Below are 16,618 nucleotides of genomic sequence, written 5' to 3' on the forward strand. Positions count from 1 at the left end.
TCTGCCGAGATTTTCGCCTTGTCGTGGCCGTAGGGCAAAAGATGCTCGGTCGGGATGCCGATCTTCTGGCCGATCTCTTGGATCTGCTTTTTCTTGGCGCCGCGCGCGATCTCGATGTCGGACTTTAATTCGGCCATGTTTCCCTCCGGAACGGTGTTAGATCCCGGCAGCGCCGGATCGAGATGGGTTCAAAGACGCGGCGACTGCTGACCTGCCGCGCGGAAGACGGAGGCCACCCTATTCGCCATCAAAAGCGTGGTCGTCATGGGACGCAGCCAGGCACAAGCGTCAGCCAACCGGCTTTTGCCAAGCGATTCGGCCTGCTTTTACGAAGCAAATTTGCGGCCGATATCCCTCGGCTCGCGGTTGAGATCAGGCGAGCCCGGCCGAAATGCCCAGCCCCAAACCGGCCACGGTCCCACCTGTCAGTCTGACAAGCGGCGAGCCGCCAATTGCTGCGATGCCCGCGCCAGGTGCCATCCCTGCGGCGTTGAGCAGTGCCGTCGTCAGCACGAAACTCAACGCGGAGCCGGTGACGTTGCCATCGACGGGCATTTCGGCAATAAAGAATGTGAAAGCAGCCGGCAGGAGCCTGCTGAAACCACCTCCGAACAGATGTCCTACTAGGCCCGCGGCACGATGACCAAGACATAGTCCTAGCCGCCAAACGGATGAGAAAGAACGGGGGCAAAGCCTATCTTCGCGGCCGGTCCCGGGATGAACTTGAACCGCTGCGGTTGCAAGCGAGAATGCAGTCATCAGAAGCGATCTAGTCACAGGGCTTCTCCGGTTTGGTCGAAAACTATGCCGGCTGAAAGCTTCCCCGGCTGACGGGGAAGCTTTCAAAGCCTAGATTAGGCAAAGCTCTTGGTGCGGGTGTCGCCGGGATCATAAAGCGGCATCACTGACAACTTCGCATCCGCTCGTTTGGCATTCCTCAGCACGACTGCAACGTCCAGGCTCGGAACGGCGTGAGCGGGATTTACATAAGCCATAGCGCTTCCGCGCTTTCTGGTCGGCGAGAAGGATCCGCTAGTGACTATTCCGATCTCGCGGTCGCCGACAACTATCTTGTCGCCGGTTTCAGCCACGTCGCCGGACGGGATGTCGAGCCACACCATCCGGCGGGTTACCCCTTCGCGGACAATTCGCTGCAAGGCAGCCTTGCCTATGAAATCCTCTTTTCCAAACTTCACTGCAAAGCCGATGCCGGCTTCGAAGGGATTGGTGCGACGATCATGGTCCTTGCCGACCAAAAGATATCCGGCTTCCTGACGGAGGCTCTCCAGAGCGGCCTGACCACATGGAACAATGTCGTAGGCCTTGCCAGCCTTCATCACCAGGTTCCAAATGGTCGGCCCTTCACTCGACGCGAAATGCAGCTCGAAACCGGCTTCACCCGTGTAGCCCATGCGCGCAATGATGCATTCGATGCCAGAAATCTTTGCCGGCCTGAAGCGGTAGTAGCCTATGGTCGACAGATCGATGTCTATCAGAGGCTGCAGCACGCGATTCGCCTTCGGCCCCTGCACCGCAAGCGTTGTATGCTCGTCGGTCACGTTGGTGGTGGTCACGTCGTACGAGTTCGCCTGCTTGGAAATCCAGGCGTAGTCGTCTTCCGAACCGCTGATAATCATGTACTTGCTTTTGTCCAGGCACCAGATCGTGCAGTCGTCGATCATCTGACCGTCTTCGTCACACATAGCGGTGTATTGCACGGAGCCGATCGTCTTCTTGGAATAGTCGTTCGTCGCGAGCATCTGGATCAACCGAAGCGCATCCGGTCCTTCGATCACGAATTCGCCCATATAATCCAGATCACACAGTGAAACGCTCTCGCGAGTAGCCGAGTGTTCCCGGGAATGTCCTACGCTGTACTCCCAAGGTAGGAAGTAGCCGAATGCCTCGATCATTTTGGCCCCATACTCAAGGCCGCTTTCGTAAAACGGAGTCTTCTTCATCGCTAGCTTCTCCTCGCCAGTGCGCAAAAACAAAAAAAGCCCCCGACGGCGCCATCGCGCCAGTCGGGGGCTTCAAATACCCCAATTCCGATGCAGCTAGCCCGCTGCATCCCCTTTCTTATTTTCTTCTTCCGGTTTGTGTCAAGACTTATTGTGACGCGAGGTGCCCCCCGACAGAACAGCCTTGGTGCGCTATAGCCGCAGCAAATAGATTTCCGCACGCCCGGATGCCATACTGCGAAGGTCGCAGGAACTCCAAGGGGTGGCTATGCGCGATTCACCATTTATCGGGTTCGGATCCCGACGTCAGTGACACGCCCTCCTGGCAATCTTAGCAATCGAAAGGCACGCGCGAAAATGAGCTGCGGACACCTCGGCATCCTCGTCTTTCAACACAGCACCTATCTCATGGCAGTTAATCAGGATCTTCCTCAATTTGTATGGTTATCGAGGACATGAGTCGTCAGCAAGGAGATCAGCGCCGGCTCGTCTGTACATGATCGTTTGAGGGCCGTGAGGCGGGTGATCTGCCCTCCATTAAGCCATTCCCGCGTCGTCTCAAATGAGACGCTCGACTGGCAGACGTTGCCGTTCGCGGGCATCGATCCGGCTTAGCCTTGCCCATAAGGCTTCGCTGCGATGGGTGCTACATTTTTCGTAACCGGCTCGGGGGCAACTTGAAATGATCGCGAAAGCACTTCGAGAATTGCGACGAGGAGATGAACCCGCAGGCGACCGCTACCTCCACTACAGGCATCGCCGTCAGTTCGATTAGTTGCCGCGCTTTCAATAACCGAAGCGAGAGATAATACCGCCGCGGCGTCGTTGATAGATGCTGAACGAACAGGCGTTCCATTTGGCGACGCGACAGTGACCCGCGTCGCGCGACTTCTTCGAGCGGCATCGGCTCGTCAACATGCGTTTCCATAATATGGATGATGGGCAACAGCTTTTTGCCCGTATTTGCATAACGCAAGCCCGGCGGCGCTGATTGGAAGCTGGCACCGTCACGTGAGCGGTCAGCTATTACATGCTGGCAGATATTGCGCACCAGCTCAGCACCGGACCTCTCTTCGACGATGACCATAGCGAGATCGAAAGCCGAAAGCCCACCGGCACAAGTAACGATATGTCCGTCGCGGACGAACAGCGCGTCGTCGACAGCGAGGCCGTTGAAGGTTTCTGACAAGGCTGCCTTCGTGTCCCAATGAACAGTGCATCTGACTTCGCTCAGCACTCCCGCGTCGGCAAGAAGCCAAGTCGCTGTGCCAAAAGCGTAAATTGGAACGCGGCTGCGAACGCAACGTCGCAAGAACGCGCGTAGGTTATCAGTGTTGTGATGCTTCACTCCCTCACCCGCGAATATCATCAACGTGCGGCGCCGCTCGAGCAACAAGGATTTTTGGCACTCGTCGAAGCTGCCGGCTACTTCAACCGATATGCCGCTGGCGCTTTCGACAGACCTACCGTCAACGCTCACTACCTGCCAACGGAAAAGGGTCCTGTTAGAAAGCGAGTTGGCAAGCCGCAGCGGGTCAATCAGCGACGACAAGCACAGTTGCGAGAAGCCTGGAAACAGCAACACGATAAAGCTGAGCGGTTCGTGCTCTCCAGGGTGCGACGCGAGCCCACCGACGGTAAGGTTCGCCTCGGGACGGCAGCCTCCAACCTTAAAGGTCGCCGGCTTGTCGGGTGCATTCATGTGGCGATCTCCATATCCGATGTCGAAGCCGTTTCAGAGATGATTGCCCGCAGAAATGTTCGGTGGCCAGGCATTTTGCGCCTCTTCCTGGTTGAGCCGCTGCCGGAACGCCGAGATGCTCCATGAGGACTACAGAGTTTTGTGCGGTTGCTCGGTCGAGATGTTGCTAGACGGTCACCTAAGAGTCGATTATCCCGCATCTGAAATAGGCTGGACGACGACGCCTTCACCGCCGCGTCGAGGTCGGTGTCAGAAGATGATCTTGGCCGATTTGCGCCGCGGCCGGAGCAGACGGCGGCGTCGACGTCTTCGTTGCCGGCCTCGGCCGCCAATACGATAATGACAGGCCTGAGCGTCTCGAAGTGACAGTCCGAAAGAGGAGCAACCCGACTCCCGTTGATCAGGGGATCCTGTTTTCCGCTCGCCGACACGTCGTTCATTTTGTTCCGATGCCGTCAGCCCCCGCGAGAGCTGGCTTTCGTCCAAGGTTTAAGCGCAGAAATCGAAGCGTGAACATCTTGGATTGCTCAACGGTTTGCCCCGTATGTGGTGGCGCAGCCGCCAAAACCTGATCCATCTTGCCTTCTTAGAGTCGGTAGAAAATGGTGCACCATCAAAACCTCGGATAAGCTTAGCCTATCGCATCAGCACGATTTGTATGTCGGCAACATTCGTGCCGGTGGCGCCAGTGATCAGCAGATCGCCCGAACAGGCGAGTGCGTGGTAAGAATCGTTGTTCTCAAGGCTGCAGACCGGATCATGGCCCAGTTGTCGCATCCGGTCCGGTGAACCCGCGTTGACGATGCCGCCTGCAGCGTCGGTTGGACCGTCGAGACCGTCGGTTCCAGCGCTGAGGAACACCCACTGTCTGTCGATAGGTTTAAGTTCGTTCAGCAGGGCAAAGCACAAGGCCAGTTCCTGGTTACGCCCGCCCTTGCCGTTGCCTTTCACCTTGACCGTCGTTTCGCCGCCACATACCACGGCAACAGGCCCATCGCATTCTGCAGCCGCGCGCGCGATGCGATGAAGCTCCGCAGCGGCATCGCGAACATCACCCCCAAGCCAATCGCTTGCGTGGACAACCGAACCGAATTTGGTTTCAGCCTTGCCGACCACCGTTCGCAGACTGATCGCATTGCTTCCAATGACGATGTTTTCGACATTGTCGAAGTCCGTCGTCGTCGTATTGGTCACGGCGTTCATCTGCCCAAGCCGGCACTTGAGTGCGGCCGGCAGGTTCTGCCAGAGTCCGTATTTGTCGAGCACCTCACGCGCCCTCCGCGCGGAACTGCGCGGCCTTGCAGTCGGGCCGCTGGCGATCGTAGCGATATCGTCGCCGGGGACATCGGACAGGATGAGCGACAGCACCCGGGCATTCCCGGCCAGACGCGCCATTTGGCCGCCCTTGAGACGGGAGAAAATCGGCCTGACGGCGTTGATCTCGCTGATATCCGCGCCGGAGCGGATAAGGGCATCATTGAGGACTACCTTGTCGGCGAGTTCGACGCCCGACGCCGGCGCGCATAGCAGAGCCGAGCCGCCGCCGCTCACCAAAACGAGGACCAGATCGCCGTCTTGCGCGCGCGAAACCGCGCGTTCGATCGCGGCCGCACCTGCAATACTGCCTTGGTCGGGGGTCGGGTGCCCACCGGCAATCACCTCGACACCATCGACTGGTTCGACATTCTCGTGGTTGGTCAGCGCGATAGCTGTGAGCAGCCTGCCCCGGACAAAAGGCATGGCGGCCCGTGCCATCGGACAAGCCGCCTTGCCGAACGCGACCAGAACGATCCGCGACGCTTGGTCGATCATCGCCCTGCGTTTGACAAGTGCAGCCGCCACCGCCTGCTCGGGGTTGGCCGCGGCCACGCCCTCGCGAAAAAGCGCCACCGCTTCCTGCCGCAGAGACTCGAGCAGGCTGGCGGATTGGGTGATCATTTTCAGGCCACCTTATCCGGCATAGGACGGCCATCGAAAAAGGCGGTCAGGTTCTCCACCGCCTTCATTCCCATCGCAACGCGTGTCTCTTCGGTCGCCGACCCGAGATGCGGAAGCAGCACCACGTTTTCCAACTGCATCAGCCGTTCGGGAACCAAAGGCTCTTCGGCGAAGACATCCAGTCCCGCGCCTGCAATAACACGGTTTTCGAGTGCGTCGATGAGCGCATCCTGATCGACCACGTCGCCACGCGCGGTATTGATCAGGAACCCGGCGTGCTTCATCGCAGCGATACGCGGGGCGTCAATCAGGTGGCGATTTTCAGCCCCGCCCGGGCAATGTAGCGACACGAAGTCCGATTGCGCCAACACGTCTTCGATGGTTGGCACCTGATTTGCAGCCATCGCGCAGATTTGATCGTCCTCGACCCATGAACGGTTGAAGAAGACGATCTTCATGTCGAAGCCGAAATGGGCGCGTTTGGCCACTGCCTTGCCGATGCGGCCCATGCCGATGATGCCGAGCGTCTTTCCGGAAAGCTTGGTTCCAATCATATGGGTCGGGCACCATCCCGCCCATTCGCCGGCCCGCAATTGCCGCTCGCCCTCGCCCGTGCGTCGGGCGACGGCAAGCAATAGGCTCATGGCAATGTCGGCCGTGCAGTCGGTCAACACGCCCGGCGTGTTGGTCACGGCGATGCCGCGTTGCCGCGAGGCTCCCAAGTCGATGTGGCTGAAGCCAACGCCGAAATTGGCGATCAGCTTGGTGCGCACGTCCCCATCGGGAAAGACCGAGGCGGGAAGCTTGTCGCTGACAGTCGGCAGGATGGCGTCGAAATTCAGGAAAGCGGCCTTGAGTTGCGTTGGTGTCAGCGGGATGTCGCCGGCGTTCAAAGTGGTGTCGAACCGCTCCGCAAGGATTCGCTCGACGACGGCCGGCCAACGCCGGGTCACAATTATGCGCGGCTTCATGAGATTTCCTGCTGATTGAAGGCGGGTCAGCGGCCAGCGCTGACCCTGATTGGGCGGAAGCCGGGGATTACGCCGCTTTCTTGTGTTCGGCGAGCACACCGGCGACCGTCGGTCCGAATGCGGCCGGCGTCGACACGATGACGACGCCGGCGTCGCGCAGGATCTCGACCTTCTCCTGGGCCGACTCGCCAAAGGCAGAGATGATCGCGCCGGCATGGCCCATCCGCTTGCCCTTCGGCGCCGAGAGACCGGCAATGTAGGCAATCAGCGGCTTCTTCATGTTCCACTTGGCCCACTCGGCGGCTTCAGCTTCCTGCGGTCCGCCGATTTCGCCGATCATCACCACTGCATCGGTGTCTTCGTCCCCCTCGAACAGTTCCAGCATGTCCCTGAAGGACGAACCGTTGATCGGATCCCCGCCGATGCCAACACTGGTCGACACGCCGATGCCGAGCGCTTTCATCTGCGAGGCAGCCTCATAGCCAAGCGTGCCAGAACGTCCGACGATGCCGACCCGGCCGGGCAGATATATGTTGCCCGGCATGATGCCCATCAACGCCTGCCCCGGCGTGATGACGCCGGCGCAGTTCGGGCCGACCAGGCGCATGCGGTCTTCGTAGCGGTAGCGCATCATGTAGCGCTTAACGTGCATCATGTCCTGCGAGGGAATGCCGTCGGTAATGCAGACGCAGAACTTGATGCCGGCATCCGCCGCCTCCATGATCGAGTCGGCGGCGAAGGGTGGCGGCACGAAGACGATGCTCGCATCGGCTCCGGTTTCGCGCACCGCGCCCTTCATGGTGTTGAATACCGGGACGTCCAGATGGGTCTGTCCGCCCTTGCCCGGGGTGACGCCTCCGACCACCTTGGTGCCGTAGCGTTTCATATCCTCGGCATGGAAACTGCCGATCTTGCCGGTAAAGCCCTGCACGAGGACGCGGGTGTTCCGATTGAGCAGAATTGCCATATTTTCCTCCCGTCAGCCTGCTTTTTTCATCGTGACCGCTTGCCACGCGGCAACCGCCTTTTCGGCCGCCTCGGCCAGCGTGTCGGCGACGATCACGTCCTCACCGGAATCGGCCAGGATGCGCTTGCCCTCTTCGACATTGGTGCCGGCCAGCCGCACGACGAGCGGAACGTTGACGCCGACCTCGCGGATCGCCTTGATGACGCCTTCGGCCACCCAGTCACAGCGGTTGATGCCGGCGAAGATGTTGACGAGGATGGTCTCGACATTCTTGTCGCCCAAAACCGCGCGGAACGATTTCGCAACCCGCTCGGGCGAGGCGCCGCCGCCGATGTCGAGGAAGTTGGCTGGCTCGCCGCCGGCGATCTTGATCATGTCCATCGTCGCCATGGCCAGCCCAGCGCCATTGATGATGCAGCCGATATTGCCTTCGAGCCCGACATAGGACAGGCCCCGGTCGCTGGCGAAGGTTTCGCGCGGATCTTCCTGCGACTTGTCGCGGAGCTCGGAGATTTCGGGGCGGCGGAACAACGCGTTCTCGTCGAACGACATCTTGGCGTCGAGCGCCATCAGATTGCCGTCACGCGTGACGACCAGCGGATTGATCTCCAGCATCGAGGCATCGTAGTCGCGAAACACGCGGTAGCAGCCAAGCAGCGTTTCGGTCGCCTTACCAATCAGGTTGTTCTCGAGACCAAGGCCGAATGCGATCTCGCGCGCCTGATACCGCTGCATGCCCGCGCCAGGGTCGACAGTCGCGCGAATTATTGAATCGGGCTGCTTTTCGGCGATCTCTTCGATCTCCATGCCGCCAGACGCCGAGGCGACGATCATCACCCGCTCGGCCTTACGGTCGAGGACAAAGGCGAGATAGATTTCCTGGCGAATGTCGACGGTCTCTTCGATATAGAGCCGCGACACCAGCTTGCCGCGCGGCCCGGTCTGGTGCGTCACCAGCTTTCTGCCCAGCATCGCCTCGGCCGCATCGCACACTTCCTGGTCGGACGTACAGATGCGGATACCGCCGGCCTTGCCGCGCGCACCCGAATGGATCTGCGCCTTTACGACCCATTTGCCGCCACCGATCTCGCTGGCACGGTATGTCGCCTGCTCGGGGCTGTAGGCCAGACCGCCGCGGGGAATGTGGACGGAGTGGCGCGAGAGAAGTTCTTTCGCCTGATATTCGTGAATGTCCATGTCGAGTTCCTCTTCAGACGTGTGCGGCAGTGCGCGGCTGAGCCGACCGCTCGATGGCCTCGTGCATAACCAGGACGTTGCGCGCCATGCGCTCCGACGCGGCATCGATCATCTTGCCGTCGAGGGCCGCCGCGCCCTTGCCCTGCGCCTCGGCCTCCTTCAGCACTTCAAGGATGCGCCTGGCGCGCGTGACCTCTTTTTCCGGCGGCGAGAAAACCTCGTTGGCGAGCGCGATCTGCGAGGGATGGATCGCCCATTTGCCTTCGATGCCAAGGGCTGCGGCTCGCCTTGCCGCCGCGGTGTAGCCCTCGGGGTCCGAGAAATCGCCGAACGGCCCGTCAATGGCGCGCAGGCCGTAGGCGCGGCAGGCAACCGTCATCCGCGACAAAGCGAAATGCCACTGGTCGCCGAGATAGTCGGGGTTGAGGCCGCCGATATTGACGGTACGCGCCTTGCAGCTTGCGGCATAGTCGGCGACGCCGAAGTGCATGGCTTCCAGCCGGCCGGGGGTAGCGGCGATGGCCTCGACATTGGCCATGCCGAGCGCTGTCTCGATGAGCGCTTCCAGACCGACGCGGGTCTTATAGCCCTTGGCCATCTCGATCTGGTTGACCATGGCCTCGACCATATAAAGGTCGGCCGGGACGCCGACCTTTGGCACGAGGATCGTATCCAGCCGGTCGCCGGCCTGTTCCATGACATCGACCACGTCGCGATACATGTAGTGAGTGTCGAGGCCGTTGATGCGCACCGAGACGGTCTTGCCCTTGGCGCGCCAGTCGATGTCGTTGAGCGCCTGGATGATGTTCTTGCGGGCGCGTTCCTTGTCGGGCGGGGCGACGGCATCCTCGATGTCGAGGAAGATGAAGTCGGCGGCGCTGCTGGCCGCCTTGTCGATCATTTCAGGGCTCGATCCAGGAACCGCGAGCTCGCTGCGCTGGAGACGCAATTTTCGAAGATGGTTGATGGTGTGGCTCATGATCTTTGTCCTCCCGTTTGACCGATCACGCCGCCTTGGCGAGCGCGGGCTTTTCCGAAAGGCGGAAATGCTCGATCGCCGCGCCGACGCCGGATCCGGGCGCGAGCTTCACGTCGCAGTCACGCAACGCCATTTCGGCAGCCGACAGTGCGCCGCACACCATTACGTCGTTCAGCCAGCCGAGATGGCCGATGCGGAAGACCTTGCCGGCGACCTTGCTGAGGCCGACGCCAAGTGAGGTGTTGTAGGCTTGGTGAGCCCGCCGAACGACTGCAGCGCTGTCGATGCCGTCAGGGACCAGGACAGCGCTGACCGTGTCTGATTGCCACTTCTGCTCCTTCGCGCAGAGGCGGAGTCCCCAAGCATCAACCGCCTTACGCACGCCGCCGGCAAGCCGGTGATGGCGGGCAAAGATATTTTCGAGGCCCTCCTCGGCGATCAGGTCGAGCGAGGCGCGCAGGCCGCGCAGCAACTGGGTTGCCGGCGTGTAAGGGAAGTAGCCGGTGTCGTTTGCCTTGATCATGTCGTCGAAGGAGAAATAACAGCGATGGTGCTTTGCGGTCTTGGCCACCGCAAGCGCCTTCTGGCTAACGGACAGGAAGCCCAGTCCGGCGGGAAGCATGAAGCCTTTCTGCGAGCCGCTGACAGCGCAGTCGACACCCCATTCCTCCTGCCGGAAATCGATCGAGCCGATCGACGAGACGCCATCGACAAACAGCAGTGCGGGGTGACCGGCGGCGTCGAGCGCGGCGCGACAGCCGGCGACATCGCTGGTAACGCCGGTCGCGGTCTCGTTGTGCGTGCAGAATACCGCCTTGATCTGGTGCGTCTTGTCGGCCTGCAGCCGCTCGGCGTATATCTCGACTGGCACGCCGGTTCCCCATTCGCAATCGATGGCGTCAACCTGCATGCCGAAGCGTTCGGCCATGTCGATCCACAGATGCGAGAACTGGCCGAAGCGCGACATCAACACCTTGTCGCCCGGGCTGAGCACGTTGGTCATCGCCGCTTCCCAGCCGCCCGTTCCCGACGAGGGGAAGATGAACACACGGCCCGTCTCGTTCTTGAAGACCTTCTTCATGTCCTCGAACAGCGGCAGAGTGAATGCCGGGAAGCTCGGCGAGCGCATGTCCTCCATTGAGAGGTTCATCGCCTGCCGGACCGATTCCGGAACATTGGTCGGTCCCGGTACGAAAAGGTGACTGTATCCCGCCATGACTTCTTCTCCTCAGTTCGACGCAAGGACCCGGGTCAGACCATTGACTGGTCAGGACCATTGTCTGATTTGCCATGAGGAATACCTTCTCAGAGAGACCGGAAAAACACCTGTCCGGATAGGAAATGTCACCGCTCGGCATCGGAAAAACTCCAGAATGAGGAGGCGGGAAAAGACCGAACGGATAGGCTGGACCTACCCCTCGGAAGGCTTGCGCGCAGGCGTCGCCGATGTCGGCTGTGGCGATTTCAAACCATGACTGTGCTGATTGGAGGCAATTGTGATGCCATCGGCCAAATGCATTAAGGGCGTTGCACCGTATGGATCTCCGGCTACAGCTGATCCCATAGCAACGGCATCGGCTAACATCCCGATCGATGCCAGTGCTGCGTTGCCGTGTCCAATCGGCGCAGCAGCAAGGGGGTGGACTATAAAAAATGCGTCGCGTCCGATGAAATTCATGTCGCGCGCTTTAAGTCTTTGTTTTCATGCATGTCCAATATCGATCAGGACTTTTGTGACATGCATTATGTGTAGCTGGCTATAGATTGTGAGGCGTAGTGGAGGCGGCGCGGTTGTCGGAGGGGTGCTCCTATGTCGCGGCTGCGACCCCGCGGCGTTCGTGGCAGAGCGCAAGCATCAGCCTAGCACCATCGGCAAATGTCGAGCGACCACCTTCAAGCGACACCCTGTCAGCCGGCCGCAGGATGGCGAAAAGCGCGTCGAGCGTTCGCCTTGGGAGGAGGTCGGTACAATCAATCATCCGACAGAAGATGGAGCTGATCATCAAATGCCGCCCATCGACCTGGATCCTGGGTTCGTCCGCGTCGGCGACCCACTCATCACAGAACTCTAAGGCATCTTGAAATGCCAGGTGCAGCCCGATCGGCGCGTGCCCATCGTGAAGCGGAGGCAGAAATTGGGATGCTTCGCAGCGGCCGCCATGCGGAAAACGGCATACATCAATCTTTTCCATGAAAACGATGGCCTCCACCGATCATCACTTTGCTCAGCGCACTCGCAACCGTGACGCCGGCGTGCATGGGACTTTGCCTAGCTCAACGAAAGCGGCAGAGCGGCAGGTGCCGCCTCCAGATATGTCTCGGTCTGATGCTCGGGACACGACCCAAATCACTCGTATATTGGGAATTTGCGCACCAACGCGCCCACCTCATCGCGAACCTCGCGCTCGACAGCAACGTTGCCATCTTCTCCATTGGCCAATAGCCCGTCGATGACCTTCATGGTCAGCTGCCCCACCTGGCGGAATTCCACGGCTCGGAAGCCGCGCGTCGTGCAGGCGGGCGTCCCGAGCCTGACGCCCGATGTGACAGCGGGGCTTTGTGGATCGAAGGGAATGCCGTTCTTGTTGCAGGTAATGTTGGCACGACCAAGGGCTGCCTCCACGGCCTTTCCGGTCAGCTGCTTGCGGCGCAGGTCGACAAGCATCAGATGCGTATCGGTGCCACCCGATACAATGTCGACGCCGCTCGCCTCGATGGTTTCCGCCAGCGTCTTGGCATTGGCGACGACGTTCGCTGCATAGCTTTTGAACGCAGGCGTGAGCGCCTCGCCGAATGCAACCGCCTTGGCAGCGATAACATGCATCAGCGGTCCGCCCTGCAGGCCGGGAAACACCGATGAATTGATCTTCTTGCCAATCTCCTCGTCGTTGGATAGCACCATGCCACCCCGCGGCCCGCGAAGCGTTTTGTGCGTGGTGGTGGTCACGACATGCGCATGCTGCAGCGGATTGGGATGGACGCCGCCGGCGACGAGACCGGCAAAATGCGCCATGTCGACGAACAGCTTGGCGCCAACCTCATCGCAGATGCCGCGAAATACCTGGAAGTCGATGATGCGAGGATAGGCCGAGCCGCCGGCCAGTATGATTTTCGGCCGGTTCTTGAGTGCAAGGTCGCGGACCTCGTCATAGTCGATCCGCTGGTCTTGCGGCCTCACGCCGTAGGAGACGACATTGAACCATTTGCCGGACTGGTTGACCGGAGAGCCATGGGTCAGGTGCCCGCCGGCGGCGAGATTGAGCCCCATGAACGTGTCGCCCGGCTGCATCAGCGCCATGAACACCGACTGGTTCGCCTGGCTGCCGGAATTGGGCTGGACGTTGGCATAGGAACAGTTGAACAGCGCCTTGGCGCGATCGCGTGCCAGGTCTTCGACCTCGTCGACATACTGGCAGCCGCCGTAGTAGCGCCGGCCGGGATAGCCCTCGGCATATTTGTTCGTCAGCACCGAGCCTTGAGCGTCAAGCACGGCCTTCGAGACGATGTTTTCCGAAGCGATCAATTCGATCTCCTCGCGTTGCCTGTGCAACTCGCGATTCATCGCCGCGCTGACAGCCGGATCGGTTTCGGCCGCGCCTGCGTGGAAGAACTGGTCCAGGCTGCCGAGGCCCGGTCTTGCGGGAACGTTCATGAGGACCCTCCTTTTCAGGCGCGACAGCGCCGTCCCTAGTTTCTAGCCGGTCCATCCAAGGCCGGCGGATATGCAGTTGATCGACAGCAGAAGCGCATTGATCGCCCGCTTCGGACTTGGTGCCGCGGGTTCTTGTGTTCGGACCTCGTGCAGCAGCTTGACCTGAAGTCGGTGGATGTCGTCCATCTGCGGACGGATACGGTCGAAATGACGCTTGAACGTCGGGAAGCGGGTAGACAGATCGACTCGCCCGGTGATCTCCCCGATCATCGTGCGCGTCAGCTCATACTCGCCGGCGATCTTCCTATGGATCCGCTCGCCGGTATCGGGTTCGCTGACAAGCCCGGCGTAGAGGCGACCGATCTCCATGTCGGCCTGGTAAAGCGTCTTGTCGACCTCATCGACGACGAGGCGGAAAAAGCGCGAGCGCTCGAACATCTGCTTCAGCAGGTCCACGCCCTGGTCGCCGCGCACTGCAACGAAGGAATTGAGCGCGCTGCCGATCCCATACCATCCGGTCAGCAGATGGCGGTTCTGGCTCCAGGCGAAGACCCATGGGATTGCGCGAAGATCGGCGATGCTGCTGGCGCCGAACCGGCGCGGCGGCCGCGATCCGATTTTCAGCAGTGCAAGTTCCTCGACCGGGCTTGCCTGGTTGAAATAATCGATGAAGCCGGGCTCGTTGATGAGGCTGGCGTAAGACGCCTGCGACATGCCGGTCAGTGCCTCAAGCGCCTCTTCGAACTCCGGAATGTCCTTCAGTTCGGCCTCGTCGGCCGACTTGACGCTGTGGGCAAGCACGCTCGCCGCCAATATCTCGAGTTGATAGAGGCCCGTCCCGCGATTGGCGAATTTCGATGACACCACCTCGCCCTGCTCGGTCACGCGCATGACGCCACCGACCGTTTGCGCCGGCTGTGCTGCGATCGCCCTGCCGGTCGGCGCGCCGCCACGGCTGACCGATCCACCGCGGCCATGGAAAAAGCTGATCTTGATCTTGTTTTTCTGGCCGGTCCGGGTGAGGCGCTTCTGCGCCTTGCTCAGTTCCCAGTTGGAAGCGAGGAACCCGCCATCCTTGTTGGAATCCGAATAGCCGAGCATGATTTCCTGGCGGTTACCAAAATCGCGTATCGAGCGGCGAACGATCGACGTGCCGAGCAACTGGTCCATAATCTCGGGAGCGGCCCGCAAGTCGCCGAGCGTCTCGAAAAGCGGCACTACTTTGAGCCTGATCGTGCCCGATCCGTCGAGCGCGGTTGCCAGACCGCAATACTGGGCGACGAGATAGACGGCCAGGATGTCCTCGGGCGACTGGGTCATCGACAGGATGAAGGCGCCAATCGACATGCTGCCGGTGCCCACCGCGGCATCGCGAATGACGTCGAACACATCGAGGAGCTCGCGGGCCTCCTCGGTAAGCTGGTTACGCTTTATCTCGAGCCGCTCGCCGGCATGAAGGCCTTCGCGGATGCGCGCCGACCATTGCGGGGTTCCCGGGCGGGGTGCCGTCGATTGCGCTGGGGCGGCCGCGGCAAACAGTTCGGCCAGGACCCGGTTGACCACCGTCGAATTCTGTCGGATATCGAGCGATACGGTTCGGAAGCCAAAGCTGTCGAGCTGCCGCAGCAGCGGCTGAACGAACCGCTTGGCGATCAAGCTGCCGCCGATCCGATCGAGCACGTTCGTCAGCGAAAGTAGATCCTTCCTGAAGGCCTCTTCGTTCGGGTAGGCAACGCCGCTCCCCTGACCGCGCAGCGCCTCAAGCCGACGCAGCATGGCGGCGGCGAACTGCCGAAGCGGCTCGTCGGAATTCCTCGCCGCGATCTCTTGCCCCTCGCCGCTCTTTTCAAGCGCGACCGCCAGCGCCGGCCCAAAGACCTCTGGGATGTCGACGACGTTAGAGCTCGCGCTCAGCACCGTGACCAGACGCCGGACCTGTCCCAGGTACCACTCGATCGCGGCATTGCGGCATTCAGAAAGGGCAAATGCGGTAATCTTCGATGTCACATAAGGATTGCCGTCGCGATCACCGCCAATCCATGAACCGTAGCGCATGAACGATGGCGCCTTGAGATCATACTGTGGATAGTGGCGCCGCAATGCGCTCTCGAGCGTCTCGTAAAGTTGCGGCGTAGCCTCGAAGATCACTTCCCGGAAGAAATGTAGCCCCCAGGCGATCTCGCGCTCGACGGACGGCCGTTCTAGCCGCAGCTCACCGGTCATCCACAATATCTCGATCTCGCTCTTGAGATCGCGGATCAGCAACTCGCGCTCGCGCGGCGCCCATCTTTGCTGTTCCAGCTCAGTCAGCTTGCGATAGATTCGGCGGTGGATTTCGAGCACCGTGACGCGTTTGGCCTCGGTGGGATGCGCCGTCATGGTCGGGCCAACGCAAAGACCGTCCAGAACCTCCTGCACCGCTTCAGGCGAATAGCCGCGTGCGGCTATCTGGCCGATGACATTAGAAAACGATCCGACTACATCGTCGGAGCCGCCGGCCTGCTCAAGCTCGCGGCGTGAGCGCATTGCGTTGAGTTCGCTGGCAATGGCCAGCAGCTGAAACCAGATTCCGCTAGCCTGCAAAGCGGCAATGCGCCGCTCTTTGGGAAGCGAGTCGAGATCGACGATCCCGTTGAGCACCTCCGCTATGTCGGGCTCGCGCTCGTTGACGACCGACAGCAACAGACGAAACAGGAGGCTTCTCGCGTCCTCGCGGAAACCAATTAGCCGGCTTTCCTCCAAGGCGTCACCCTGTTCTTCGTAAGAGCGGTGTGTGTGTTCCAGGAGCGTGATCATCTTCGTGCCTTCGCGGCCTGCTGACGTACTTAAGAGCCTGCTGATATTCCTAGTAAGAATACTTATTTTTATACGGGTACATTGCGCATCCAGTGCACGCTGCATGTGACATCTTTAAGCGACATTTTTGGCCTGTGCGGGACGCCCGAACGGGTAAATTCGGAATTCATTCGGGTAGCATAAGCACTAGTCGATTAGAGACCGCGAAGATCGCTTTGGTAGAAGTAATCGATGCCGCCCTTCTTTCGGACGCCGGTTTGCGTGAATCGCGTTGAAAATACGCTAAACAGCACTAAGCGAGAGCAAGCTGCCCAACCGCTTCTGACTGCCTATCAAACTGGTTGGGCGATTGAAACGGCCATGAGTTGGATCGCCTAGTCCGGCTCCTTTGAGCCTTCACGTCCTGCGTCGAGCCCGCATGACGAATCTGTCGAAAAGCTCGCTTCCCCCCGATC

The 16,618-nt window shown here is 60.4% G+C and carries 14 protein-coding genes; all 14 read right to left on the reverse strand.

All coding sequences use genetic code 11. From position 1 onward, the window contains the following. On the reverse strand, positions 1–137 hold a 137-nt coding region (locus FJV77_RS29980; protein WP_142869986.1), incomplete at its 3' end, for a formate--tetrahydrofolate ligase. Between the two features lie 235 nt (positions 138–372). Then, positions 373–555, reverse strand: coding sequence for a hypothetical protein (locus FJV77_RS29985; protein WP_142869987.1), 183 nt, complete (start codon positions 553–555; stop codon positions 373–375). A gap of 299 nt (positions 556–854) precedes the next feature. Then, a complete protein-coding gene (gcvT, locus tag FJV77_RS29990) occupies positions 855–1,961 on the reverse strand; it encodes a glycine cleavage system aminomethyltransferase GcvT (RefSeq protein ID WP_142869988.1) in 1,107 nt (368 codons plus the stop codon). Positions 1,962–2,607: 646 nt separating this feature from the next. Further along, positions 2,608–3,663, reverse strand: coding sequence for a GlxA family transcriptional regulator (locus FJV77_RS29995; protein WP_142869989.1), 1,056 nt, complete (start codon positions 3,661–3,663; stop codon positions 2,608–2,610). Positions 3,664–4,299: 636 nt separating this feature from the next. Next, positions 4,300–5,601 carry a DUF4147 domain-containing protein gene (locus FJV77_RS30000; protein ID WP_142869990.1) on the reverse strand — a complete coding sequence of 434 codons (1,302 nt, stop codon included), beginning with the start codon at positions 5,599–5,601 and terminating at the stop codon, positions 4,300–4,302. A 2-nt stretch (positions 5,602–5,603) separates the two neighbouring features. Continuing rightward, positions 5,604–6,572, reverse strand: a complete 969-nt coding sequence (locus tag FJV77_RS30005) for a D-glycerate dehydrogenase (protein ID WP_142870018.1) — start codon at positions 6,570–6,572, stop codon at positions 5,604–5,606. A 67-nt stretch (positions 6,573–6,639) separates the two neighbouring features. Next, positions 6,640–7,539 carry a succinate--CoA ligase subunit alpha gene (gene sucD, locus FJV77_RS30010; RefSeq protein ID WP_142869991.1) on the reverse strand — a complete coding sequence of 300 codons (900 nt, stop codon included), beginning with the start codon at positions 7,537–7,539 and terminating at the stop codon, positions 6,640–6,642. Between the two features lie 12 nt (positions 7,540–7,551). Beyond that, on the reverse strand, positions 7,552–8,736 hold the full coding sequence (locus tag FJV77_RS30015; RefSeq protein ID WP_142869992.1) for a malate--CoA ligase subunit beta: 1,185 nt from the start codon (positions 8,734–8,736) through the stop codon (positions 7,552–7,554). Between the two features lie 13 nt (positions 8,737–8,749). After that, positions 8,750–9,715: a CoA ester lyase gene (locus FJV77_RS30020; RefSeq protein WP_142869993.1), complete on the reverse strand. Its 966-nt coding sequence runs from the start codon at positions 9,713–9,715 to the stop codon at positions 8,750–8,752. Positions 9,716–9,740: 25 nt separating this feature from the next. Continuing rightward, entirely contained in the window at positions 9,741–10,931 is a 1,191-nt protein-coding gene (locus FJV77_RS30025) for an aminotransferase class V-fold PLP-dependent enzyme (RefSeq protein WP_142869994.1), read from the reverse strand. 195 nt (positions 10,932–11,126) lie between these two features. Then, positions 11,127–11,393, reverse strand: coding sequence for a hypothetical protein (locus tag FJV77_RS32575; RefSeq protein ID WP_142880213.1), 267 nt, complete (start codon positions 11,391–11,393; stop codon positions 11,127–11,129). A 130-nt stretch (positions 11,394–11,523) separates the two neighbouring features. After that, positions 11,524–11,907: a hypothetical protein gene (locus tag FJV77_RS30030; RefSeq protein ID WP_142869995.1), complete on the reverse strand. Its 384-nt coding sequence runs from the start codon at positions 11,905–11,907 to the stop codon at positions 11,524–11,526. Between the two features lie 155 nt (positions 11,908–12,062). Beyond that, positions 12,063–13,367 carry a serine hydroxymethyltransferase gene (glyA, locus tag FJV77_RS30035; RefSeq protein WP_142869996.1) on the reverse strand — a complete coding sequence of 435 codons (1,305 nt, stop codon included), beginning with the start codon at positions 13,365–13,367 and terminating at the stop codon, positions 12,063–12,065. A gap of 42 nt (positions 13,368–13,409) precedes the next feature. Further along, the gene (locus FJV77_RS30040; RefSeq protein WP_246691425.1) at positions 13,410–16,163 is read right to left on the reverse strand and encodes a phosphoenolpyruvate carboxylase; all 2,754 of its coding nucleotides are present in this window, start codon (positions 16,161–16,163) and stop codon (positions 13,410–13,412) included. Between the last annotated feature and the right edge of the window lie 455 nt (positions 16,164–16,618).

Origin of the sequence: Mesorhizobium sp. WSM4306, assembly GCF_007003975.1 — a bacterium.
Lineage (GTDB): Bacteria > Pseudomonadota > Alphaproteobacteria > Rhizobiales > Rhizobiaceae > Mesorhizobium.